This is a genomic window from Varibaculum sp. GTC20041 (genome assembly GCF_055387755.1).
Window position 1 is genome coordinate 657,163 of sequence record NZ_AP041144.1, and the last position, 23,930, is coordinate 681,092.

General features: G+C 52.8%; 16 protein-coding genes and 1 tRNA gene. 6 read left to right on the plus strand and 11 right to left on the minus strand.

Annotated features, from left to right (window positions below; translation table 11 throughout):
- Window positions 1-13: 13 nt before the first annotated feature.
- The 4 genes from ACZ5BI_RS02755 to ACZ5BI_RS02770 form a co-directional block, all read right to left on the minus strand.
- Window positions 14-2,371: an FtsX-like permease family protein gene (locus ACZ5BI_RS02755; protein ID WP_464896588.1), complete on the minus strand. Its 2,358-nt coding sequence runs from the start codon at window positions 2,369-2,371 to the stop codon at window positions 14-16.
- 5 nt (window positions 2,372-2,376) lie between these two features.
- Window positions 2,377-3,042 (minus strand): ATP-binding cassette domain-containing protein, encoded by a 666-nt coding sequence (locus ACZ5BI_RS02760; protein WP_464896589.1) that lies wholly within the window; start codon window positions 3,040-3,042, stop codon window positions 2,377-2,379.
- Window positions 3,043-3,125: 83 nt separating this feature from the next.
- Complete coding sequence (locus ACZ5BI_RS02765; protein ID WP_296760933.1) at window positions 3,126-3,467, minus strand: hypothetical protein; 342 nt, start codon at window positions 3,465-3,467, stop codon at window positions 3,126-3,128.
- Between the two features lie 235 nt (window positions 3,468-3,702).
- Window positions 3,703-3,776: transfer RNA gene (locus ACZ5BI_RS02770), tRNA-Val, on the minus strand.
- 251 nt (window positions 3,777-4,027) lie between these two features.
- Here ACZ5BI_RS02770 and hflX point away from each other — a divergent pair.
- The 3 genes from hflX to ACZ5BI_RS02785 all read left to right on the plus strand — a co-directional run bounded on the left by hflX (window position 4,028) and on the right by ACZ5BI_RS02785 (window position 8,671).
- Entirely contained in the window at window positions 4,028-5,548 is a 1,521-nt protein-coding gene (hflX, locus tag ACZ5BI_RS02775) for a GTPase HflX (protein ID WP_464896590.1), read from the plus strand.
- Window positions 5,549-7,543: an ATP-dependent DNA helicase gene (locus ACZ5BI_RS02780; RefSeq protein ID WP_464896591.1), complete on the plus strand. Its 1,995-nt coding sequence runs from the start codon at window positions 5,549-5,551 to the stop codon at window positions 7,541-7,543.
- 135 nt (window positions 7,544-7,678) lie between these two features.
- Complete coding sequence (locus ACZ5BI_RS02785) at window positions 7,679-8,671, plus strand: L-lactate dehydrogenase (protein WP_024059167.1); 993 nt, start codon at window positions 7,679-7,681, stop codon at window positions 8,669-8,671.
- Window positions 8,672-8,697: 26 nt separating this feature from the next.
- Here the strand turns inward: ACZ5BI_RS02785 and ACZ5BI_RS02790 are convergent, their stop codons facing one another.
- The 5 genes from ACZ5BI_RS02790 to ACZ5BI_RS02810 all read right to left on the minus strand — a co-directional run bounded on the left by ACZ5BI_RS02790 (window position 8,698) and on the right by ACZ5BI_RS02810 (window position 17,174).
- The gene (locus tag ACZ5BI_RS02790; protein WP_464896592.1) at window positions 8,698-10,491 is read right to left on the minus strand and encodes a GAF domain-containing sensor histidine kinase; all 1,794 of its coding nucleotides are present in this window, start codon (window positions 10,489-10,491) and stop codon (window positions 8,698-8,700) included.
- Entirely contained in the window at window positions 10,481-12,292 is a 1,812-nt protein-coding gene (cydC, locus tag ACZ5BI_RS02795) for a thiol reductant ABC exporter subunit CydC (protein WP_412585227.1), read from the minus strand. The genes ACZ5BI_RS02790 and cydC overlap by 11 nt, the downstream gene beginning before the upstream one ends.
- The gene (gene cydD / locus ACZ5BI_RS02800) at window positions 12,293-14,074 is read right to left on the minus strand and encodes a thiol reductant ABC exporter subunit CydD (RefSeq protein WP_316099271.1); all 1,782 of its coding nucleotides are present in this window, start codon (window positions 14,072-14,074) and stop codon (window positions 12,293-12,295) included.
- Window positions 14,075-14,480: 406 nt separating this feature from the next.
- Window positions 14,481-15,617: a cytochrome d ubiquinol oxidase subunit II gene (cydB, locus tag ACZ5BI_RS02805; RefSeq protein WP_238128012.1), complete on the minus strand. Its 1,137-nt coding sequence runs from the start codon at window positions 15,615-15,617 to the stop codon at window positions 14,481-14,483.
- Window positions 15,618-15,638: 21 nt separating this feature from the next.
- Complete coding sequence (locus ACZ5BI_RS02810) at window positions 15,639-17,174, minus strand: cytochrome ubiquinol oxidase subunit I (protein WP_464896593.1); 1,536 nt, start codon at window positions 17,172-17,174, stop codon at window positions 15,639-15,641.
- Window positions 17,175-17,534: 360 nt separating this feature from the next.
- On the opposite strand from ACZ5BI_RS02810, the gene ACZ5BI_RS02815 reads away from it, so the two are divergent.
- Window positions 17,535-20,018 carry an Rne/Rng family ribonuclease gene (locus tag ACZ5BI_RS02815; protein ID WP_464896594.1) on the plus strand — a complete coding sequence of 828 codons (2,484 nt, stop codon included), beginning with the start codon at window positions 17,535-17,537 and terminating at the stop codon, window positions 20,016-20,018.
- A gap of 368 nt (window positions 20,019-20,386) precedes the next feature.
- Here ACZ5BI_RS02815 and ACZ5BI_RS02820 read toward each other — a convergent pair whose 3' ends face one another.
- Window positions 20,387-21,259 (minus strand): TrmH family RNA methyltransferase, encoded by an 873-nt coding sequence (locus ACZ5BI_RS02820; protein ID WP_412585283.1) that lies wholly within the window; start codon window positions 21,257-21,259, stop codon window positions 20,387-20,389.
- 148 nt (window positions 21,260-21,407) lie between these two features.
- Here ACZ5BI_RS02820 and ACZ5BI_RS02825 point away from each other — a divergent pair, with 148 nt between their 5' ends.
- Window positions 21,408-22,040, plus strand: coding sequence for a hypothetical protein (locus ACZ5BI_RS02825; protein ID WP_464896595.1), 633 nt, complete (start codon window positions 21,408-21,410; stop codon window positions 22,038-22,040).
- A gap of 88 nt (window positions 22,041-22,128) precedes the next feature.
- Window positions 22,129-23,205, plus strand: a complete 1,077-nt coding sequence (locus ACZ5BI_RS02830) for a quinone-dependent dihydroorotate dehydrogenase (protein ID WP_464896596.1) — start codon at window positions 22,129-22,131, stop codon at window positions 23,203-23,205.
- Here the strand turns inward: ACZ5BI_RS02830 and ACZ5BI_RS02835 are convergent.
- Window positions 23,202-23,831, minus strand: coding sequence for a DUF3043 domain-containing protein (locus ACZ5BI_RS02835; RefSeq protein WP_278605870.1), 630 nt, complete (start codon window positions 23,829-23,831; stop codon window positions 23,202-23,204). The genes ACZ5BI_RS02830 and ACZ5BI_RS02835 overlap by 4 nt on opposite strands.
- Window positions 23,832-23,930: the final 99 nt, after the last annotated feature.

Here is a 23,930-nt window from a genome sequence, read left to right on the forward strand (position 1 = left end):
GTTCGGCAAACCGTTATGAGGGCGTGTGCCGATATTTCCTACTTGCGATAATTAGGGCAGGAATCAGGAACAACAGTGCTGATAATCCCATTGTCCACACCAAGCCATAGTCATGGGTAACAGCTGAGTTGGGGCGAGAAAAAGGAATCCTATCCATAGTGGCCAGGCGTCCTAAAACTACAGCGGAAAAAACTGAAATCGTGTATGTAACCAGTAAGGATTTCAACAATCTAAATTGACTCTTCTTTCCTCCTCCGGTTAGTTCGATAAGACGCCGTTCAATTCGCTGGTCAGATACCAATGTAGAAGATAAAGTCACCAGTAATATACCCGAGATGATTACTGCTAAAAGCTGCCGCGCAACTGCCTGTGCTCGTAATTGTCTAATCTGCGGGTCATCGGAGTCATTTATGGTCGCGAAAGGAGCCTGGATGAGCAGGTTTGCCCGTATCTCGTCTTGTACCTCATCGGGTAATCCAGCAAAACCAGTGATAATCGCAGTGTAAGATTGAGGTTTCTTGACCTCCAACTGTTTAAGTAGCGGGGAATCAGGCGATAATATCAACCCGCTTAAAATGTTATTTTCTAAGTTAGGGTCTCCGCTAAGCCCCTCTACCGTGGTCACTTTGGTGATTGCCGAATCAGCGATACCGATACCAATCAAAGTAACTGTACCCTTGTTGGTTACATAGCCCTTGGGAGCATGGTTAATAAAACTTTTATCAGCCAACCCTCCAGAAGCAACATAAACCAAATCTAGATTAGATTTAGGGCAATCGTGTACAGAATTAGCGGTTTTAAAGCATTGCGCCCCCTCATTATCGGTGATGCGAAACATTTGTTTGGTGGTAGAAATATCGCCAAATAGCGCGGTGTGAGCCTTTAACTGAGGGTATCTTTCCAAAAGGTTATCTACGGCTTGCTCGGTAGCGTTAGTAACTTGCAGGTAACTGTCTTTGCCATTAATCTGCCTACCCATCCAGTTAGTCCAATCCGCTACTCCACTTGCATACAGTGATCCGTAATAGTTCAAAGCGAACACTATTGCGAGCACTCCTAAAATCAGTTTTTGCAAGCGATTTCCTAAACGCGTGGTTATCCTCCGCTTACGTGTGAATAACGTGAGTGAGTACCCCAGGGAAGGGATGCTTACTGCTCCGAGTACCATCGCCATGCGATGGCCTTGCGGAAAAATAAACAATTGGCGGGAAAGTATTAAAAGCATGGTCGCTACAGTTCCCGTAATACCTACTATTAGCAAAAGACGAGGGGAAAATCCCTTACTAGGTGCACGCTTGTGGTGCTTTAGAGATAAAACAGTTAGCCCCGCGCTAAACAGACCGCCAAGGGTAATTATAGCCAGCGTTACTACCGCGACGATGGTCACGGCTGTCCATTCCACCTGGTTCCATCGCTGCTCAAAAAACGTCGCTACCCACTCCGAGAGGCTGGGAAGCGATATACAAGCTAGTAGCCATCCTGTTGCTCCGCCACCTAAAGCCAATAAGGTAGTTTGGGTGCAAGTGGTTAAAGCAGCTCGTCCTGGCGTATCTCCTAATGCGGTCAAAACCTGGAATATGCTGCGACGTCGATACCGATCGGCGGCATAGATTGCTACCAAGAGAACCACGACTAGTAGAGATGCAAACAGTGATGCCAGTGGCGGTGATATCGCCTGATAGCTGAACGCATTTGCATTTGCTCGCTGTATTGCAGAGTTCGCTGTCGCGACATTTCCGCCACCGTGATTCAATACCTCATCTATAGTTTTCAAATCATTATTTGTCAGCCAGACTTCAGAGGATTTAAATATAGATTGATTAGCGCTAATAGCAATAGCGGTGACTTCATGAATGGAAGCGGGGTTCTCAGTGATTCCCACTAGAGAAAAAGCAGCTTGCTTTCCCGGGTTCTCTACGTCTACGAGTTCCAGCTTGTCCCCAAGTTTTGCTTGTAATCGCTTCGCGACTTCTCGGCTAACCGATAGCTCACCCGGTAGGTTTGGGTAGCGACCAGTCGCCAACACTCCCAGGTTGGCTGAGCCGCTGAGCATAGTAACATCTGCGCTAGTGGCCTTTTTAGTGTTAGTTTTGAGAATATTTTGCTGGGAATAGGAAGTAGCTACCGCCTCACCTTTTTGTTGCAAATAGCGCATGAATGCGGCAACGTCCTCGTTGCCGGTTACCTGTTGGCTATACACTCCGAAATTGCTTTGCGCGCCACGTTGAACAGCGCGACTATAGGCAAAAACAAAGTTGCTAATAGTTGCGCAAATCATGACTAGCGCCAATGCAATAGCTATCGTCCCCAAGGCGTTTGCAGGGCGGTGAAGAGCCATCTTGAAGATGAGACGCAGTCGCTGCCTACCCATTAGCGCTACTCCACAGCAAAACCATAATTGCTGATATGGATAACTTTGTCAGCGTAACTAGCGAATTTCATGTCATGGGTACCGGTAATAACCAACATATTCTCATCGTGAGCCAAACTAGCTAACAACTGTGCAATCTGAACGGTATTATCCCGATCTAAAGCGCCAGTGGGTTCATCTGCAAGGAGAATCTGAGCTGATCCCATCAAGGCACGAGCAATAGCTACCCGTTGTTGTTCCCCACCTGATAGCAACTCAACAGGTTGAGCGCTGTGACCGGTAAGACCAACCCGCGCCAGCAGCTGTGAGGCGAGGTCATATTCGTTCTTACCTGCATATCCGTGGCTAATCTCTCGCGCCAGCAGCAAATTTTCAATTGGATTTAGAAAAGGAATCAACAAATAATCTTGGAAAATTCGACCTAGAATGGAGGCTCGAAGCTCGCGGGTAGGAATAGTTTCTAAATCACGATTCCCAATCAGTATCTGCCCACCCAGAGGCTTTAGTTCCCTAGTTAATAACCTAAAAAGGGTAGTTTTCCCTGAACCAGATGCTCCCATTAGCGCATAAAAGCCACCAGGTGAAAAACTGGCGGAAGCTCTGTCAAAAATCTTCCGGGTTTCGCCCGAACCACGATACTCGAAACTGAGGTCAGCTATTTCGACACGCATCACTGTTCCCCGTGAGAAGTCAGCATTACTAGATAGGGCGAGCGTCGCGCATCATAGCCGTCTGACCTCGCTGTGCGTAGAGGTTATCGCTTAGCGTGATCTACACGGGCGGCACGAGGCCAACCCAATTGTGATGCCGCCGTCCATGCAGGAGTTCTATATGTTGTATTCAATTTAGTGAACCAAGAAGAATGATAGTCCGGTGCAGATGCGATATCTAGCGTAACTCGGGCTTTTGTATCTCGATTAAGAGAAGAACATCTACCTGCACCTTGCGTAAACCCAACGCTATTTTGAAGCCAAGCTGAGCAGTTTCCACCAAGCGCACCCGCATCTGGTGCTGTCACTAATAATGAGCCTGCTATAAGCGCGGTGACAAATGCAAAACAAAGCCCTGATGTCCGTATTTTTTCTAAGCTTTTCATGATTTCATCCTTTAAAAATTAAAATCGTACCCAATCGCCATCGATTTGAGCTCTATTTTAACACCAGGGATAGGTGAAATTCGGGTTTTAACCCGAATGTCGCCCTCACTATTGCGAAAGCCCGAACGGTTTTCGTACCGTTCGGGTTCCTCCTGTGCCAGTAATCCCTAACGGGATTACGCACGGTTTCCTCACTCTCACTAGCAAGCAAGCTTGCCGCTCGAGCTCGTCACGGTGGGCCCAGAGGGACTCGAACCCCCGACATCCACGGTGTAAACGTGGCGCTCTAGCCAACTGAGCTATAGGCCCTAGACCTGTTAAAGAATACCTAATCGCGCGAAAGAAACAAATTTCCCAGGCTGTGATCTGTATCTAACCTGGTCATCCCGATAGACCGCAAGATATCATTCGTCCGCACTTACCGCGCGTCTTTTTGCAGCTTACGCGGGGTCATGCGAAAATGAGATAAGCCAAGAACAGTAAGGGAGGCGGCACAAATACCTGCGGAAACGGAAGTCAGTAAACAAGAGCTGGATAGAGCCTACGATCTGGTGCGCCGCGTGCGTAGCCGGAGTTTGAACCGGAGCGAAACTGATTCCGACCTCGGATCCGCTCTCAAGGATTCCCCCGAAAACCCTCATTATTCTAACTATGCAGACGCCAACACCCCCCAAGGGGGCTTAGAGCTGCTGGATTGGGCGAGTACCGCCCTGACGAAACAAAGTTCGCATGGCGGAGATTTCTCGCGAAAGCTACGCGAAGAATTCCAACGTAACCAAGCCTCCGACCTAGATATTTCCGAAGTCGAATATCGGCGGGTACAGCTCGAAAAAGTATTCCTAGTAGGTATTTATGATTCCGATCGCCGTAAGGCGCAACATTCTCTATCGGAACTGGCGGCGCTTGCCCAAACTGCAGGCGCCGAGCTAGTAGGCGCGGCTCTGCAGCGACGCAGTTCCCCTGATGCTGCAACTTTCGTAGGGCGCGGGAAAGCCAAAGAGCTAGCTGAGCAGGTAGCAGCGCTTGAAGCCGATACTGTGATCGTAAATGCGCAGTTACAGCCCTCGCAACGGCGGGGACTAGAAGACCAAGTCAAAGTGAAAGTCATTGACCGTACCGCGGTAATCTTGGATATCTTCGCCCAGCATGCCTCCTCCCGTGAAGGTAAAGCCCAAGTGGAACTGGCGCAGCTGCAATACTTACTGCCACGCCTGCGCGGCTGGGGACAGTCAATGTCTCGCCAAGCCGGAGGGCGCGTATCGGGAGGAGCCGGAATTGGTGCGCGCGGCCCGGGCGAAACCAAATTGGAAACCGACCGGCGCCGGATTACCAAGCGAATCGCGAAACTCCGCCGCGAAATCAAGCAGATGAAAAAATCCCGAGACACTAAACGAGAAGGGCGCCTCAGTAGCTCCCTGTCCTCGGTAGTAATCGTGGGATACACTAACGCCGGAAAATCTTCCCTGTTAAACGTACTGGTAGACGCGGATGTGATGGTGCAAGATGCTCTATTTGCCACCCTGGATCCCACGGTACGGCAAGCAGAAACTCCTGATGGTCGTGCCTACACTTTGTCCGATACCGTAGGTTTCATCGATGAACTCCCGCACGAACTGGTAGAAGCCTTCCGCTCCACTTTGGAAGAAGTCGAATACGCCGATTTGATTGTGCATGTGGTGGATGCCAGTCACCACAATCCCGTCCAACAGGTTGAAACCGTACATGAAGTGTTAGCGGATCTACCCCAGGTTTCCCAGATCCCCGAGATTATCGTCCTCAATAAAGCCGACCTGGTAGACGCCCTGCACCTGCGAGCCCTGCAGTCTGCGATTGGTGGGGGAATCCCGCTATCTACTCGCACCGGGCAGGGAATTACTCAGTTGCGCGAAGCGATCGCTAACGCCTTACCATCTCCAGCAAAACCTATCGATTATGTGATCCCCTATGACCAATCAGCGCTGGTGGCGAGGCTCCATGAGGAAGGAATCGTAGACAAAGTGGAATACTTAGAAAACGGTACTCACATAGTAGGACGCGCCGGTCCCGCCCTCGCCCAAGCCATCCTTGAGGCGGCGAATTAGATGGACAGTCCCGGAGCCTCCCCGTTAGTTGCCACCGCTGATAAAGGCAAAGGTGGCGGCGGTAAAGATGCCCAGGCGGCGCGGCTAATCCTCAGTACTTGCATTAACCAGATTGGCGGCAGTGAAAGGGCAGAACAGGTACAGATGTGTAACCTGGTTGCCCGCTCGTTTTCCCTGCCTGGCAGCCAATTGGTGGGGGCAGGAACCGGTACCGGAAAATCTCTCGCCTACCTGGCGGCTGCCTTCCAACGGGCAATCGAACACGGAGACCGGGTAGTAATCTCCACTGCCACCCTGGCTTTGCAGCGGCAACTGCTTACCTGCGATATCCCCACGGTAATGGGTGCCTGCCGCGAACTCGGTTATCCACCCCCTACGGTAGCAGTATTAAAGGGCTGGTCAAACTATATTTGCCGCTGGAAATTAGCGGCTCCAGAGGAAATCGAAGGGCTGTTTCCCAGCTATGAGGCCGCCGAATATTCACCCAGCAATATCGGTAAACAGTTACAGCGTCTGCGGGAATGGGCAGAGGAAACCGAAAGTGGTGACCGTGATGAACTCGATCGCGGAGTGTCCCTAGCAGCCTGGCAGCAAGCCTCGATTTCCCCGAACCAATGCCAAGGGAAAACCTGCCGTTTCTATACGGACTGTTTCCCCCGCGACGCCCGCCTGAAAGCCCAGGATGCCGATATCATCATCACCAACCATGCATTGCTATCCATTGAGGCGCTGACCCACGCGGAGCTACTGCCAGAGTTTGACCTTTTGATCGTAGATGAAGCCCACGAGCTGCCCTCCCGCGCCCGCTCTCAAGCCTGCGTAAGCCTCGCAGCTAGCACCATGGAAAAGGTAGCGCGCGGAGTCAGTAAACATTTCCACCTGCCGGTCACTTCCCTGGAACAGGCGGGCAAAGAGTTTACGAAAATCATAGAGGGACTCGACGAGGGCGAACTGACTGAACTGCCAAAGAAACTAGAAACTACCTTGACCGCTCTGCAAATCGAGCTCTCCGATATTTCCGCGGAAGTAACCAGCAGCGCCGAGGAGGATGAAAAACGAGTAAAGCAGCGCATCGTCCTCGCGCAGATTGAAGAAGCCTTAGATGCATGCGAGATAATCGCGGCCTTTGACCCGGAAAAATCGGCCGCCTGGATTGCGGAAGAAAAATCTGGAAGTCGCCGCCTCTATAGCGGCCCTTTGGATGTGGGCGGGGATCTTTATGCCCACCTATTTAAGGGACATTCCTGCGTGCTCACCTCAGCCACAATGCAACTAGGGGGATCTTTCGAGGCGATCGCGGCGCGTCTAGGGCTGCGGGACCAGAACGTTTGGCAAGGAAGCGACCTGGGCAGTCCCTTCAACTATCGCAAGCAAGGGATATTATATGTGGCCACAGATTTACCGCGACCAGGGCGCTCCGGGATCAGCGAAGCGGCGCTAGAAAGAGCCCTAGAACTGGCTGAAGCCGCCGGTGGTGGGGTTTTAGGGCTGTTTTCTTCCCTTAAAGCTGCCGAGCAAGCCGCCGAATATTTCGCCCAAGAAAGTGATTTACAGGTTTTTCTGCAGGGAGAAGCGCCAATAAACCAGCTAATATCCGATTTTGCGGACAGTAAAAACTCTTGCCTATTCGGTACTCTTTCCCTGTGGCAGGGGGTAGATTTACCGGGCGATAAATGCCGGCTCGTCCTCATCGATCGTATCCCTTTCCCTCGTCCAAATGACCCCTATATTTCTGCCCGCACTCGAGCGGCTGAGGCGGCTGGGCGCAGCGGATTTGCCGAGGTGTCCCTGTCTCACGCCGCCTTACTTTTGGCGCAGGGAGCCGGTAGACTAATTCGTACCCGCAGCGATAAAGGCGTGGTAGCGGTGCTCGATCAGCGGCTCACTACTGCGCGTTATGCGGGCTATCTACTCAAATCTTTGCCTCCTTTTTGGCGAACGACTGATCAGCAGACAGTTATCGGAGCGCTAAAACGCCTGAAAGAAAAGGGATAGTAAAACTGTCAAAGACAGACCTGGCGAAAGAAATGAATCCAATATCACCTCGCCACCAGGACTTTATATGGCGACAGCAGCAGGGCATCGACGATAAAATATGAGGTGAGAGTTAATTCGCCCCAAGGAGAAAAAATGTCCAAAGAACGTGCCAATTCCCTCTATCCCGCGTCGATGCTTACTCGCCGCTCAAAAGTCGGGATTGTAGGGGCCGGATTCGTGGGAACCGCACTGGCTTACGCCTGCCAAATCAAGGGCGCGGCGCGCGAAATCGCCCTCTTTGATATTAATAGAGCCAAAGTTGAGGCGGAGGCGCTAGACCTTGCCCACGGGATCCAATTCACCCCCGCAGCTTCAATCTCTGGATCCGATGATGTGGAAGTGCTCCGCGACTCCGACGTCATCGTGATTACCGCCGGTCCCCAGCAAAAACCTGGACAGTCACGCTTGGATATGGTGCAGGCAATGGCGAACATCATGAACTCGATCCTGCCTAAAGTGTTAAACGTGGCGCCCGATGCCATCTATATTCTGGTTTCTAACCCGGTAGACATCGCCACCTATATGGCCTTAAAGATGAGCGGTTTGCCCTCGCACCAGGTATTTGGATCCGGTACCGTGCTTGATACTTCCCGGATGCGCTACCTGATCTCCCAAGAAACGGGAGTGGCCGTCCAAAATGTTCACGCCTATATCGCCGGTGAACATGGTGACTCAGAGGTACCTTTGTGGTCCAGCGCCGAGATTGGGAACGTGCCGCTGTCGCGTTGGGGAGCCACAATCAACGGCGGAATCTTCGATGATAAGTTGCGTAAACGGATCTCCAAAGACGTCGTAGAATCGGCCTATCGGATTATCGACGGTAAAGGGGTAACTAACTTCGCGATCGGTTTGGCAGTTACCAATATTATTTCTGCAGTTATGCGTGATGAGGATCGGGTACTGACGGTATCGTCACTGCTAGATAACTGGAATGGGATTTCTGGAGTATGTATGGCAGCTCCCACCCTGGTGGGGCGCTCCGGGGTAGGGCGGGTGTTAGATCCGCCCATCACCCTCGACGAACGTGACGCGCTGACCCGTAGCGCCGAAAAACTCGCCGAGGTCGCTAAAACTGTAGGGCTCTAGAAGCAGTCAGTTTGCGGGAAGTGCCCCTAACCTAGGGGCACTTCCCAGACTACCTGTAAGCCATGCGGAGACGCGGGCTGGGTAAAACAGATGCCTCCATGGCGGCGGGCACGACTTTTCAGGTTATCGAGGCCCGAGCGTCTGGTAACTGCCGGATCTAGGCCGTGACCATCATCGGTTACCACCACTCGTACGCAGCCGTTGGCGCCAATACCGTTAATGCTCACCACTACTTGCGCCGAGGATGCGCCCGCATGGCGGGCGGTATTAGATAAAGTTTCGCGAACCACCGCCACCACGTCATCAGAAATATCGTGTCCCACCCGTTGATCGGCCTCTGCAATCAATATTTCCTCATGGGAAGGACCGGAGGCAGAGAGAGTCTCGCCATCAATATTTAAAACAAAAGAGGGCGCGAACCCCAACAGGCGACGCGCCAAGGATGCTTCACGGCGCAACCGCTCCACTAAATCCACTGCCGCATCAGGTTCTCGCAGGTTGTGGACAATTGCGCGGATCTGTTTAACCGAATCATCAACGCTAGCTAAAGCATCCTGCATCAAAGATTCAGCGCGTTCCGCATCCAGATCGGCTCCCCTAGCGAAGTCGGCTCGGATGCGTTCCAATTGCATACCAGTTGCAAAAAGCTGTTGAATTGCCAGATCATGCAGGTCTTCACCAATCTTGGCGCGCTCATCTAACAATGTGGCAATATTGGCAGCGTGCTTGGCACCGGCGATCTCCAAAGCTAAAGCTGCCTGGGTCGCGACCTGCTCCGCCATTTCTAATACTGCCGGATCGAACTCGGGTTTATCCGGCAGACGCAGCAGCAATAAAACGCCAATCGCGTGGGAACCCGCCAGGAGGGGAGCATATAGCGCCGCCCCAAATCGAGATAACTCCTTTACCCGTAGGGTGGTGGCTCGCGCTAAGGAATCGACGATTAAACCCTGACCTTCTGCTAATACCGTGCGCGCCCGCCCATGCGGGGGAAAGGTGACTCCAATTAGGTCTGCGGAACCATAACCAGACGCAATTTCGCACACCCAGGAATCTCCCACTGAAGGGAGTATCAGTAACGCGGTGTCGGCCTCCGCTACTTCCCGGACAGATTTCGCAATGAACTGGAGCGCGTCCTCTTCTTCGGTTCCCTCTAATAGGATCGTAGTGAGCTGTTGAGAAACTCGGGTCCAACGTTCGCGGGATCGCGAGACTTCGTAGAGACGCGAATTCTCTACTGCTACCGCCGCCAAGATCGCTAGCCCCGACACATAAGCTAAGTCTTGCTGGCTATAGCCGCCCGGACGGTTACACAGATAGAGGCGTCCATAAACCTGTTCATGGATCCGCAGGGGTACTCCCAAAAAATTGGTCATCTCCGGGTGAGTGGGCGGGTAACCAGTGAAATGGGGATTGGAGTGCAAATTGTTGGAAATAATGCCGTTATCCAGGGGAATGTCCCCGATGATCCCGCGACCTACCGGAGGCTCTCCAAGTGATTCGCGCTGCTGCTTACTGACCCCATGAGTATAGAAAGCACTAGTTTCGCCGCGAGAACCCAAAATAGACAATGCCCCATAGGGAGAGGAAGTAACTTCACAAGCTTGGTCTACAAAAGACTGCAAGACTTTATCTTGCTCCAGGTTGCCCATCATTTGCAGCACGGAGGAAATTAGACGGGTGCTATCTTCTGGTAGGGGAGAGCGGTGTGCTAGATCAAGGTTTTTCCCAGCAGAAGAATCTGGCTGTGAAGACGCAAGCGTCTCCCTTGGTTCTGGCTCTAAGGGGGGATCCGGGAAAGATGATTGCTTAGAAGGCATCGACTTGCTCCTGACGTAGGCTCCAAGCATATCCGGGGTGGTTTTTGGCCAACTCCCGATGGGTTCCCTGGGCTACGAAAGCAGCCGGTTCATCTAGGCGTCCATGCGGTTTATCCATGATAAATACCTGGTCAGCTTGGTCGAGCGGGGTGAGACGATGGGTTACCAGGATGACTCCGCGTTTATGTTCCTCACTTCCGGCAGTAAGTAAATCTCGCAACAAAGCATCAGCGGTTTCGGGGTCCAAGTGTTCTCCGGGCTCATCAAGCGCCAATAGCGGTGCTTTCGCTGCCAAGGCGCGAGCCAAGAGAATACGGCGTCGTTCTCCACCCGAAATAGTAGTAGCTCCCGATCCTAACTCGGTTTCTATACCTGCCGGTAGAGAAGCTAGCCATTCGCCTAAGCCTGCTTCTTTGAGCAGTTCTTCGCCCTCGGAAGAAGTAAGCTCCCCATTGGCTACCCGCAGGTTTTCTAAAATGGTGGTCTCGAAAATATGGGCATCCTCGGGAGTAATCACGAAACTTCCGGCCGCTTGCAGACGGGGCAGCGAGAAAACATCAACCCCATCAATTTTTACGCTGCCAGAAACTGGTTTCAACAGGCCAGCCAGGGTATAAAGCAAAGTAGTTTTCCCAATGCCCGACTGGCCGACAATTGCCAAGTGATCCCCGGGAGTCAAACGCAGATTGATATCAGTAGCCACCACCGGGCCGCCAGGCCAGCCAATAGCAAGATCTTTAGCCTCTAAAATGTGGGCTGCACTGGGATCGAGAGTGGTATTAGCGTTTTCTTCTTCCTCTTGTTCCGCCTTTATTTCCGCTTCCGCCGGCAGCATATTCATGATTCTCACCGCCGAAGTTGCCGAGATGACAAGCTGCTGAGCGGCCGGCCCCAACTGGGCGGTTCCCTCGAAAGCAGACAGGGGAGTAAGTGCCAGCACCGCCAACATAACTTCGGGGATCGCTTGCTCATTGACCGCAAAAATCCCGAAATAAGCGGCCATGATCACCGCCATGAGCATGCCAAACACATCTATAGCTGCCGCCCAAGCTGCTGGTTTTGCGCTAGCATCTTTAGCGTCATAAAGCTGATCTTCAAGCTCGGATAATCCCGACAGTACCTGCTGGGTTTGCCCATCAACCGTGATTTGAGCGGCACCATCAACAATAGTCATTGCCACTTCGGAGATACGGGAGCGGCTTTCAGTTTCCCGGCGCTGGGCAATCCGGGTAGAGCGAATAGTAAATAGGGGTCCTACCACTCCCGAAAGCAGCAGCCCCAGAGCCAAAAATAGGCCGGCGCGCCAATCCACTAGCGAGATCCCCACTACCGTAATTACCCCCACGATAGTGGCTACCATTGCTGGCAGCAGGCTTTTGACCACAAAATCGCCGATATTATCAACATCGGTTCCCATCCGGTCAAGAATATCTCCGCGCCGCAAACTTGCGATCCGGGCAGTATCAGAGTGTGACAGGGTCTTATAGAGATTAGTGCGCAAAGTAGTCATCCCCGAGACCCCCAACTGGTGGGAGGCCAAGCGCTCTAAATAGCGGAAAACTGCTTTAGAAATCCCAAAGAAACGCACCGATACTACTGCAACCTCTAGGTAGAGGACGGGAGGCATCTGCGAGGCACGCGCAATCAACCAGGCGGCGGTAGCACCCAGGGCAATCGAGGCACCCAATCCCGCTGCACCTAAGAAACAGGCGAGGAACAACGTTCCCGGTTTAAGCTCCAATAGTTTGATTGACCGCTTGAGTGCTTGGCGTTCTTCGGCAGTAATAAACCAAGTCTTCATTTATTCCAACCCCCGGGTCGATCCTAAGAATTCAGGAATCTCCGCTTCACTGGCGCGTGCTGCCTGCGGCTCGCTATCCCGATATTTCTCGGTCTCCGCAGCGGTAAAGGCCGCCGAGGATATCCGTACTACCTGGTCTGCTATCTGGGCTAGTTCTTTGCGGTGGGCAATTAAAACCACGGTTTTACCCGCATCTTTTAGTTGCTCAACTACTTGTGCCACCTGGGAAACCAAGTGGGCATCTAGGTGGGCAGAAGGCTCATCGAGGGCGATTAACTGCTTGCTGGACAGCAGGGCGCGCACCAAAGCTAGGCGCTGACGTTGACCTACCGAAAGGCCTTCGCCCCCAGCGCGCAAGAACGTGTTCCAACCTTCAGGTAGTTTTGCTACTACCTCTGCAAAGCCGGCAAGACTAGCGGCACGGCGCACCTGTTCACCTGGTTCCCCATTTGGAAACAGTTCCTTCAAGTGGGCGGGGCTCTCCGCAATATTTTGGGCTAACGTTCCCGGCAATAGCAGCGGCATCTGGGGTAGCCAGGAAGTTTGCTCCCACCAAGAATCCGCAGTAACCTCAGCTAAATCCATGGTTTCACCTGAAGAGGTGGTCAAGGTAATCTGACCGCGATCAGCAGAGAGCTGTTTTAATAACGCCATCACGGTAGTGGTTTTACCCTCCCCGGATTTACCTACCAAGGCCGTGATAGTCGCCGGTTCAATCACCAAGTTCACGGCATTAGGCGCCCAGGCTCCCCGCGCGCGCATCCCCAGATCACTCAAGGTAATAGTGGTTTCTTTTAAATTAGGAGCCGGCTGGTCGCCCCCGGTAGCAGACGGGGTTTCCAGAATTTCAAAGGCCGATTGGGAAGCTGCCAGCCCATCAGCTGAAGCGTGGAAGAATTTACCAACTTCTCGTACCGGCGCATACACCTCGGGAGCCAGCATAATTGCGATTAATCCGGTATACAGATCGAGGCCGCCACTGACCATCCGCAAACCTACGGTAACTGCCACAATTGCTACTGACAGGATAGAAATAAACTCCAGTACTGCTCCTGACAAGAACGCGATTCGTAGAGTCGCCATTGTAGTTTGGGTATAGGTTTTCCCAATGGAGGAAATCTGTTTTTCCGGTCCGCGGTGCCTGCCCAGGCTTTTCAAAGTGGCAAGGCCGGCAATAAGATCCAGTAGCTGCCGCCCTAAATGCTGCATTGTGGCCAGGCGGCGATCCGAAGCAGTTTGGGTCATTAGTCCGATGATCACCATAAATATCGGTATCAAGGGAATAGTAATTATCGCCACCAGTGCTGACCAAAAATCCATGACCGCCATGACCACTAAAACCAGGGGAGTGACTGTAACCGCCAAAATCAATTGCGGAATATAGTCGATAAAATATGGCCCCAGTTTTTCTAGGCCGCGGGTAGCTAGCGTTACCGTGTCGGTACCTTTACGTGCCAGCCAACGCGGCCCCAGTTTCAGACAGTGGGCAAGTACTTGGGATCGCAGTTCGCGAATCGCTTTCTTAGCCGCTCTATGCTGATGATTGGAGCGAAAATAGGTAAGTCCTACCCGTGCCAGGGAAACAATCGCCAGCCAAAAAGCGAAATGAGCAACCTGATCCCAGGACTGGCGCAAAGAGATAACCGGAGAAATCAAGGCAGCAATCAGAAAGCATTGGGCGATAACTAATCCTGCTTGCATAATGCCGGTGACTGCGGTGATGGCGATAGCTAGACGCGCCGACCGGGCATATTTCAGCAGTTTCGGATCAAGTGGTTTCAAAACAAGTGTCCTCCGTGCATTTAATGGGACTATTTTCCCACACGAACCTGAAAACTCTAAACCCGTCCCAACCTAGTCTGACGTTGTGCGCGGGAGAGGGTTTTCTCCTCCCACGCTCATTCCGGGTCTGGGTGTGGGGGCTAGGTTTTATCCGAGTGGGTGCGGTGGGCATAAGAATTCAGAAAACGTCGCTACGTTTTCTGAATTCTTGGGCGGGAGGAAAAACCTAGCCCCCGCGCCTTCTTTCCGAGTACTTTTTCTACCCCAGCCCCTCTATGCGGTCGATAGTCTCAAGAGGGTAAAAATAGTGCTGGTCTTGGCTAAATAGCCAAGACCAGCACTATTCATTCAGTTTTGATTAATCGACAGTTGGCAGGGAGTTATCTGGCAGCCGTCGATTATTTGCCTAGCTTTCCGCGAGGAAAGAAGCACCCTGACGAATCTTGTCCCAAGGCAAGCCCGGGTTTTCATCGAGTTCCTCAAGGGTAACTTTCAGCGGCATCCGCGTGTAGCTCCAGTAGGTGTAACCCAAAACGATGGGCACTACTACCAGGGCGATCACTAGCATAATCGCCAAAGTGGACTGCGAGGAGGAAGCATCCCAGATAGTCAGAGAGAACTCTGGCTTAATGGAAGACTTCATCGCATTGGGTGCCATCGCGGTAAAGATCCACGCTACTGCTCCCGCGATCCCGACGGAGTGGGCGAGCAAAGTACCCCATTCGGAGCCGCGAAGCGCCATCATAACGGTAACGATGAAAGCCAGAGCTGCAATGATCAGCGGGATCCAAGCCATCGCCTGGGAGGCGTATAGGAACTGTCCCCATAGCGCGGCAATCGCTACCAGCACGGTATCCGCGATCGCGAACTTTCCGAGCAGGTTCTTAGCGCGGTTCTGAACTTCACCGGTAGTGCGCAGCGCCAAGAAAGCCAAGCCCTGAGTGGCGAAGACCAATGCTAGCATGACCCCACCCGCAATGGTGTAGGGGGTGAGCAGCGAGAGGAATACGCTACCTAGGGGAGCGCCCTGGGAAGTGAAGTTATGTACGTGCTTGCTGAGGTCAGCAGCTCCCGCCACGGCTTCACCTGGGGTGTTGAACTGGGTGACCGCAATATTCATCCCCTGCACCAGGTTGGCAAATGCTACCCCGAACAGAATCGGAACTAGCCAGGCTACGATGGACTGCCAGCTATCCCAGCGGCCACGCCAGGCAGCCGAGGATACCTTAGTGCGCCACTCAATCGCACAGATACGAACGATTAAGCAGAACAGAATCAGGAACAGCGCCAGGTACATTCCGGAGAACATGGTGGCGTACCATTCCGGGAAGGCCGCGAAAGTTGCGCCTCCGGCGGTCAGCAACCAAACCTCGTTACCGTCCCAAACTGGGCCGAAGGTTTTCTGTACCTGAGTGCGTTCCCGGTCGGTCTTGGCCACCATCGGCATTACCATACCGGCGCCTACACCGAACCCTTCCAATACCAGATAGCCAGTCCACAGGACGGCGATCAGGATGAACCAAATAACTTGAAGAATAGTCATCTCTTTGATCTCCTATCTGAATTAGTAAGCGAAGCTGAGGTTCTTGCCGGCGTCCTCGCCATGTACTGCTTTTTCATTGGCAGTGACGTGGACACCTTCCTTTACATACCGCTTAATCAACAGGAACCAGACGATGCCTAGTGCCAGGTAGATAAGCGTGAAGCCCAGCATGGTAACCAGTACCTGCCATGCGGGGACTGCGAACGACAGCCCATGTTCGGTAAGCATAAATACCGAGGATCCATCCACTTCCATATCGACTGGATGCACGATGAAGGGCTGACGACCCCATTCGGTAAATAGCCAACCGAAGGTGGTGGCTAGGAAAGGCATCGGCAAACACCAGATTGCGAACTTGCCCAATCCGGTGGACTTGGAAATCTTGCCGTCCTTGGTGGCGATTAGACCCCAGATTGCCAGAACCGCCGAGAAGATACCGAATAGCATCATCAAACGGAAGCTCCAGAAGCTGAAGATAATGTTCGGGCTGAAATCAACCGGCTGTGAGTGCATATCGTATCCGCGCTGGCTGAGGATCTCAGAGAACATGGATCCGTACTTCTGGTTCAGGGTGTCCAGACCCTCTACCTTGCCGGTGAAGCTATTGGTAGCCATGAAGGAGTAGACTCCGGGAACTTCACCAATCTTCGAGATTTCGTCGCACTTAGCGTTTAGCGGGCCAAATGCAGCAATAGTGAAGGGTGCGCCCTCTCCGGCGTTCGGAGTCTCGCAGAGAGCCTCGGCGGCGGCCATCTTCGCGGGCTGATCCTTGGCAACTAGCTGGCCTTGAATGTGTCCGGTGACTGCGGTTAGCAGACCACCAACAATCACGACTACCATGCCGAAGCGAGCAATCGGACGCCAAATATCCCGAGCCTCGGTTTCGGCGCCGGCATTGGCCGAGCGAACCATCCACCAGATAGCAATGCCGGCAACGAAGGTACCGACCAGCAACCAGGAGGTAGTCAGGACGTGAGTGTAGGCCGCCCATAGTACCGGGTTAAGCAGTACCTGGAAGAAGCCGGATAGGCCGTCCAGCTGTGCACGGCCGGTTTCCGGATCGAAAGTTGCGCCTACCGGATGCTGCATCCAGGAGTTTGCCCCGATAATCCAGAGGGCAGAAGTGTTTACCCCTACGAATACTAGCCAGGCGCAGGTGAGGTGGGCTTTCTTTGATAGTCGACCCCAACCGAAGATCCACAATCCGAGGAAGGTGGACTCCATAAAGAAAGAGATTAGAGCCTCACACGCTAGCGGCGCACCGAAGATGTCACCCACGAAGCGGGAGTACTCAGACCAGTTCATACCGAACTGGAATTCTTGCACGATACCGGTGGCCACACCGAGTGCAAAGTTAATTAGGAACAGTTTCCCGAAGAACCGTGTCGCCTTCAGCCAATATTCCTCACCGGTTTTGTGCCATTTCGTTTGCATAATGGCAACAAGGAGGGACATGCCGATGGTGAACGGAACCAGGATGAAATGATAGACGGTAGTAATACCGAACTGCCATCGCGCCAACATAGTGGCATCTAATGCTGTTGAAGCAATAGTCATTCTGCTCGCCTTTCCGTTTCTAGTCGGTTTAGAAGTCGTTGCCCGATATGAGCTTGCTGATACCAAGGTCCATAGTGACAACGTTGTCACTTAGATTAGCTTGTTTTTCAGGCGGTCGCTAAGCATTTTTCAGGATTTCCTAAGAATTAGCTCAGTTTTACGACGGAATTAAGAAATATGGAATAATGATCTTGGTTGATTTCTGTCGTCGCATCGCGGGGGGAGTCACCCCAGAGGGACTATTTTCCTAGGAAAACTTTCTGGCGTGGGGTAAATGTCCTCGCGTAAACAAGGGCTTCCGTCCTAGAGGACGGCGTAATAAATAGGATTCGTTGATGCGGGCGCGTCCAGGTGAGATCAGTGGTGAAAAACCCCAATAATAACGAAACAGAATCTTTTCAAAATAGTGGAGCTACGCTTTTTTCTGGGCCTACTTTTTCTGCCCCCAAGAAGATTGAGTCCGCTCCGCCAGCTCCCGCTCAGCTCCCGGCGGCTCCGGCTTTCGGGGCTCCCATGTTCGCGGCCGCTCCCACTTTTGAGCCGAGTGTCTCAGAAGAAGCGGATAAAGAAAAGGATGCTAAGCCGCAACGGCACAGCAAGAAAAAGGCCGATAACCAAGGGGAGAAAAACGCGCAGTCTAACAACTCAAAGGCTGATAAAAAGACGCGCGGGACAAAAAAGTCTCGTAAGAGCGACAATTCCGAAAGTGAGACCGCGTCCTCAGGCAAAGGCAAAGATAATCGCACAGATCAATCAGAGTCTAAGCGGGAAGGGGACGAGAACGCTCGCTCCAATAACACTCCCAGCGGGGCGGACGAGGACGATAACGGTAGCAGCCGTCGTCGCCGGCGGCGCCGTAGCCGGGGAACAGCAGATGCTAGTGACCAGATCGAACAGGTTAAAGGTTCAACCCGTTTAGAGGCCAAGAAACAGCGGCGCCGGGAGGGGCGCAAAGAAGGGCGCCGACCCAAAGTTATTACCGAGTCGGAGTATTTGGCGCGGCGAGAAGCAGTTGATCGCACCATGCTGATCCGATCTAAGGATGGGTTAAATCAGATAGCAGTGCTGGAAGATAACGTGTTAGTGGAACACTATGTTTCCCGCCACACTCAAACCACTATGGTGGGGTCGGTTTACCGCGGCAAAGTGCAAAACGTGTTGCCCTCTATGGAGGCGGCATTCGTTGATTTAGGGCGCGGGCGTAACGCAGTGCTCTATGCCGGGGAAGTCAATTGGGACGTTGCGGGAATGAAAGGCAGGCCCCGGCGTATCGAGGAGGCTTTAAAATCCGGCGATTCGATTACCGTGCAGGTAACTAAAGATCCGATCGGACATAAAGGAGCCCGGCTTACCTCCCAAGTAACTTTGCCGGGTCGTTTCCTGGTTTTGGTGCCAGGCGGGTCGATGACCGGTATTTCCCGCAAATTACCCGAGGTAGAACGGCGCCGGCTTAAAAAACTCTTAAAAGTTATTGTCCCCAAGGATTTTGGGGTAATTATCCGCACCGCCGCCGAGGGCGCCAGCGAGGAACAACTGCGCCAAGACGTGGAGCGCCTGCAAAAACAGTGGGAGAAAATTGAAAAGAACGCGGCGTCCTCAAAATCGGCTCCTTACCTACTGCATGGTGAACCTGAGCTAGCTTTGCGGGTAGTGCGTGACGTTTTCAATGAAGATTTCCAAAAACTGATTGTGCAGGGCAAGGAAACATTCGGGCAGGTTGATTCCTATGTGAAAGAGTTTGCCCCTGATCTGCGGGATCGCGTTGAACAATGGGTGGGTGCGGACGATATTTTCGCGGCGCACCGCGTTGATGAACAACTCGCGAAGGGGATGGATCGGAAGGTATGGCTGCCTTCGGGGGGCTACCTGATTATTGACCGTACCGAAGCGATGACGGTTATTGACGTTAACACCGGTAAATACACTGGTTCCGGGGGGACTTTAGAGGAGACTGTCACCCGCAATAACTTAGAATCCGCTGAGGAAATCGTACGGCAGCTGCGGCTGCGCGATATCGGCGGAATCGTAGTCATTGACTTTGTGGATATGGTGCTGGAATCTAACCGAGATCTGGTGCTGCGCCGCCTAGTGGAATGTTTGGGGCGGGATCGTACTCGCCATCAGGTCACCGAAGTCACCTCTCTGGGATTGGTGCAAATGACCCGCAAGCGGGTAGGGGAAGGCCTGGTAGAAGCCTTTTCGACTCCTTGTGAGCATTGTGAAGGCCGCGGGTTTATTGTGCACACTCACCCGGTAGAAAACGGGGCAAATAGCGATGAAAATCTGCGCGCTCAGGGGCAGAAACGCGAGCGCAAGGAGGAGAAACGCTCAAAAACAGATTCGAAGAACCGCGCCTCTATGGCTAAAGTAGCGGCGGCTGCCAGTAAGGCTCACCAGGAACAACCAGATATGGATCGCTCTAAGTTGGAAGAGCAGCCAGCTTCTCCAGCTGACAAGCATCACTCTCAGAATCTGGGGGAGAGGGAAGCTAAAGAACCTGCAAATCAGCAGGACGCGGTTACAGCGCCTAAAGAACGCGACAACAAGGACGCGGCCGCAGCTGAGAAGCCGGCAACTAAAGCTGGCTCAAAGACAGCTGGCGCCAAAAAGGTACATAAGAAAGCCAAACAGGGCGCTAATGGGCAAACTCGAGCAGCAGCCACCTCCGGCACGGTTACCCCTGCTTCCGAGGGCGCAGTGATGACGATTCCCAGCAGTGGCGCTGCCAAGAGCGTGAGTTTAGAACAGTTAGGGGCGAGTAGTCCCACCTGGGAAAAGAAAACAGATTCCGATGAGGAGCCAGGTGAGCAGCCCCCTCGACGTCACGCCGCAGTAACTGCCTAAATAGCGCATAATATCCGGGTTTTCTCCCGCTGACCTGCCCGGTTAGCGGGAGAAAATATTTTTATCGTTGCTCCGCATCTAAATACACTCTCACGATGTGAATGTTTTCGTCTAAAAATTGGTGGGTGGGATTACTTTGGCTCTAAGCAATTTAGATTTAACAATTGTTTTGTCCCATCAATAAGGAGTTGAGATGTCTGAAAGGTTTCGCAGCCTACTGCGTCTAATCAGACCAGCCGACAGTCATGGAAGACACAATACGGATAATTACGGCGTATACGCCGGCTACTGGGACGGGCTGTTTGCTGATATGCCGGCGGTTTGCGCGGAAGGCGCCCCGCAGGGCATCGTGACAAGGAGGCAGCGAATTAGCTAACGCTGCTAGGAGAAGTAGACCTATCAGGTTTTGCCACTAATGCCTGGCTGACTGCGTAACAAGCAACTGCCCCCGCGGCAGCCACATTCAAAGAATCTACTCCATGACTAAGCGGGATTTTCACTAGCTGGTCACACTGGTTCAGCGCCGGCTCGCTCATGCCTGGCCCTTCCGTGCCCAGTACTAGCGCCACTTTCGGTTTCAACCCCTGCGCGACCTCGCCTTGTAGGGAGGCGCAAAAATCTGGCAGGGAAATCGCCTGTTCAGACAGCGCTAGTCCCGCGACAGTAAAACCGTGCTCTTTTAGGGCAGAAGTATCGGGCCATTGATCAATCCGGGTCCAAGGTAGCGAAAACACAGTTCCCATGGAAACCCTAACCGCTCGCCGATAGAGCGGGTCAGCGCAATGAGGGCTGGTCAGGATGGCATCAAATCCCATCGCAGCGGCCGAGCGAATCGCGGCGCCGACATTAGTATGGTCTACTAAATCTTCTAAGATCAACACTGCTCGCGCCCCCTCCAATACCGTTCCCAGTTCCGGCAGGGCAGGACGTTCCATCGCGGCGATAGCTCCGCGATGCATACTGAACCCCGTAAGGCGGACTATCTGTTTATCTTCAGCCACAAAAATAGGGATGTCGCTAGCGCGTTTGCCCAAGGTTTCCTGCAAACGCCCTAACCAATGTTCACTGGTTAAAACGGAACGAGGCTGATGTCCAGCAGCGAGGGCTCGGGAAATTACGGAAAAACTCTCTGCTAAATATAGGCCGTGCTCAGCTTCAAAACTTTTGCGCAGGTTCACGTCTTTTAGCTGGGTAAAATCATTTACCCGCGGATCTGATAAATCTGCCAGCGGAATCAACACGCTACTAGTTTAGAACCTTAAATCCGCCAGAAAGATTTCCACATTTTTTGGGTCCGAAAAGTTTTCCCGGTCTGGTTATTTCTTATTTACATCCGTATTAAGGTCCGCGCCAAAGTTGTTTTCAACCACCAACTAACAAGGAGTAACCATGACCACCACCTCGCCACCTACCCGCAAATCCGAAAAACCGGTCCTGGGGGAACGCTTGGAAGGATCTGATTTTTTCGCCCTGTCTACCCCGGATTTTTTGGGGGAGGACGGAGACAAGATTCTCCTAGACATGTTGGATGACGATCCCGATCTGCCTTCCGGCCTCTACGGCCCACTAGGTTGGTTAGCTGAGACCAAGATTCCAGATATTCTAAAAACCTATTTAGCTACCGGGCAGGGAATCGGAGACTACCAGCGTTTCCACGGCTTAGATGCTGAGGGCGCAAGTAAGCTGCGATCAGCACTTCCTCGAGTCGCATTAGCCGATAGGCAAAACGATGCCCCTACTTTGCTAGCTTTCTTAAATGCCTGTATTGCCAATCCGGGGCGGGTTTATCTTTCGGGATATATGATCGGCTCTTCCCGCTGGGACGAACGCGTTAGCGTCGACACCATGTTTGTAGTGGAAGCTTTAGCCGAAGGAGCGAGCGAGCCGGCATGCCAGCAGAAGCGAAAAATCTGGCAAACCTACCAGGAAAAACTAGCTTTAGGCAAGGCTTGTGCTCCCGATGAGCTCTATAGCGCGGATCCGCGGTGGGCTCATCCTGGCTGGTGCCTGTGGTGGGATTAGTCCGCAAAACCACCAAAGTCAGCAAAGGTGAAGCACCTAGCCCTCTACGCGTAAGTAGAGGCGTCAGCTTTTCAGTACAATTGAAGGCGTGCTGTACCGATTTTTATACAAACACCTGATTGCGCGCTTTGATGCCGAAAAATGTCACAACGCCACGATGAAAGCCCTGTATCTAATCTCTCGAGTTCCCGGCCTAACCGGATTGATCAGGATATTTTTCTCCGGATCAGTAGGAACCTTGAAAGGCGGTTGGGTAGGCGATGAGCGGGGATTGAAATCCCTGTCCAGGCCTGTTCCCGGATATTTGGGTCTGGCAGCGGGGATGGACAAAGATGCCTTAGCTCCGCTGCAGTTCGGAGCGTTCGGGTTCGCATTCGTTGAGGTAGGGACGGTAACTCCGCGTCCTCAACCCGGAAACGATAAGCCGCGCCTGTGGAGGATATTACCGCTGCGGGCAGTGCGGAACCGGATGGGTTTCAATAACCAGGGTGCCCGGGAAATGGCGCATCGCCTGCAGAAGCTCAGAAGTAGCGCGGCAGGTAGATCCCTCATTTTGGGGGTAAATCTAGGGAAGAATAAGACTACCGAGCTGGCTGACGCAGCCGAAGATTACCGCGTCAGCGCGGGGCAATTGGCGAAATATGCGGACTATTTAGTGATTAACGTTTCTTCTCCCAATACGCCGGGACTTCGTAGCCTGCAAGCTAGCGAGCAACTGCGGCAGATCGGGCAAGCAGTAGTTGCCGCGGGAAGGCAGAGTGCGGGCAGGCAAGTCCCGGTGCTGGTAAAGCTGGCTCCCGATTTAGGGAATGATCAGTTAAAAGAACTAACGCAAATCGTTAAAGAAGTGGGACTGGCGGGAGTGATTGCCACTAACACCACCATTAACCACGATTTTGGTGAGGGCGGGCTGTCCGGCCCACCCTTAAAAGAACGTGCCCTAGAAGTGGTGCGTTTATTGCGCCAGGAACTGGGAGATGACTACCTGATTATCGGGTGCGGTGGAATTGAGGACGAGACCAGTGCCCGTCAGTTCCTGGACGCGGGAGCTGACTTACTAGAGGCGTTTACCGCCATGATCTATAAGGGGCCCTCCTTTGCGGGAAAGCTAAATAAACAGCTTTCTAGAGAGCTTCCCGCTCTGCCGATGCGGAAAACCCGTTAGACGCGAGAACGCATATAGGAGCGAATATCACCAGCGTATTCACTAATATCGGGACGCGGACCGCGCGGGCCAGAAGGGCGCGGCCGACGCATTCTGCGCGGACTTGCCAGGCGCATCAGAATATAACGCCCGTTTCCTTTCTTTACCCGTTTATCCCCCCCGGTAACCCCCAGGAGCGCCCGATTAATAATCATGGTGGTGACCACGGCTTCGATAATCGCCAATAGCAGTAAGGCCCACATGGAAAACAACAAAATCGCGTTCAGCTGTTGGTTGCGAGAAAACGCGATCGAAAGGATTAGGAAGGCTAGTACTATCGGCATGAATAGCTCGCCGATAGCAAAACGGGAATCTACAAAATCGCGAATATAACGGCGCACCGGGCCTTGGTCATTGTAGGGAAGGTAACGTTCATCTCCCTTGCCGTCCAAGGCGGCTTGCTGTTTCTTGTAGAGCTTATCGCGTTGCTCGCGGCGACGCTTGCGGGCTTCTTTCTTGTCTACAATCAGGGGGCGGCGATTCTTTGCCTCCGCTTCTTTACGTTTTGGGGTAGGGCGGCCTTTGCCCTCTCCCTTATCAAGCGGAGCCTCAATCTCTTCATCTTCGTTACGTCCAAAAAGTTTCACCTGTCCAGGTTATCGGCCGAGGACGGGCAGGGGAAATCTGTCCTAGTTTGCAGGGACAGTTTGCCGGTAGTGGCTGTCCTTTCCCTCAAGAGGGCGTAT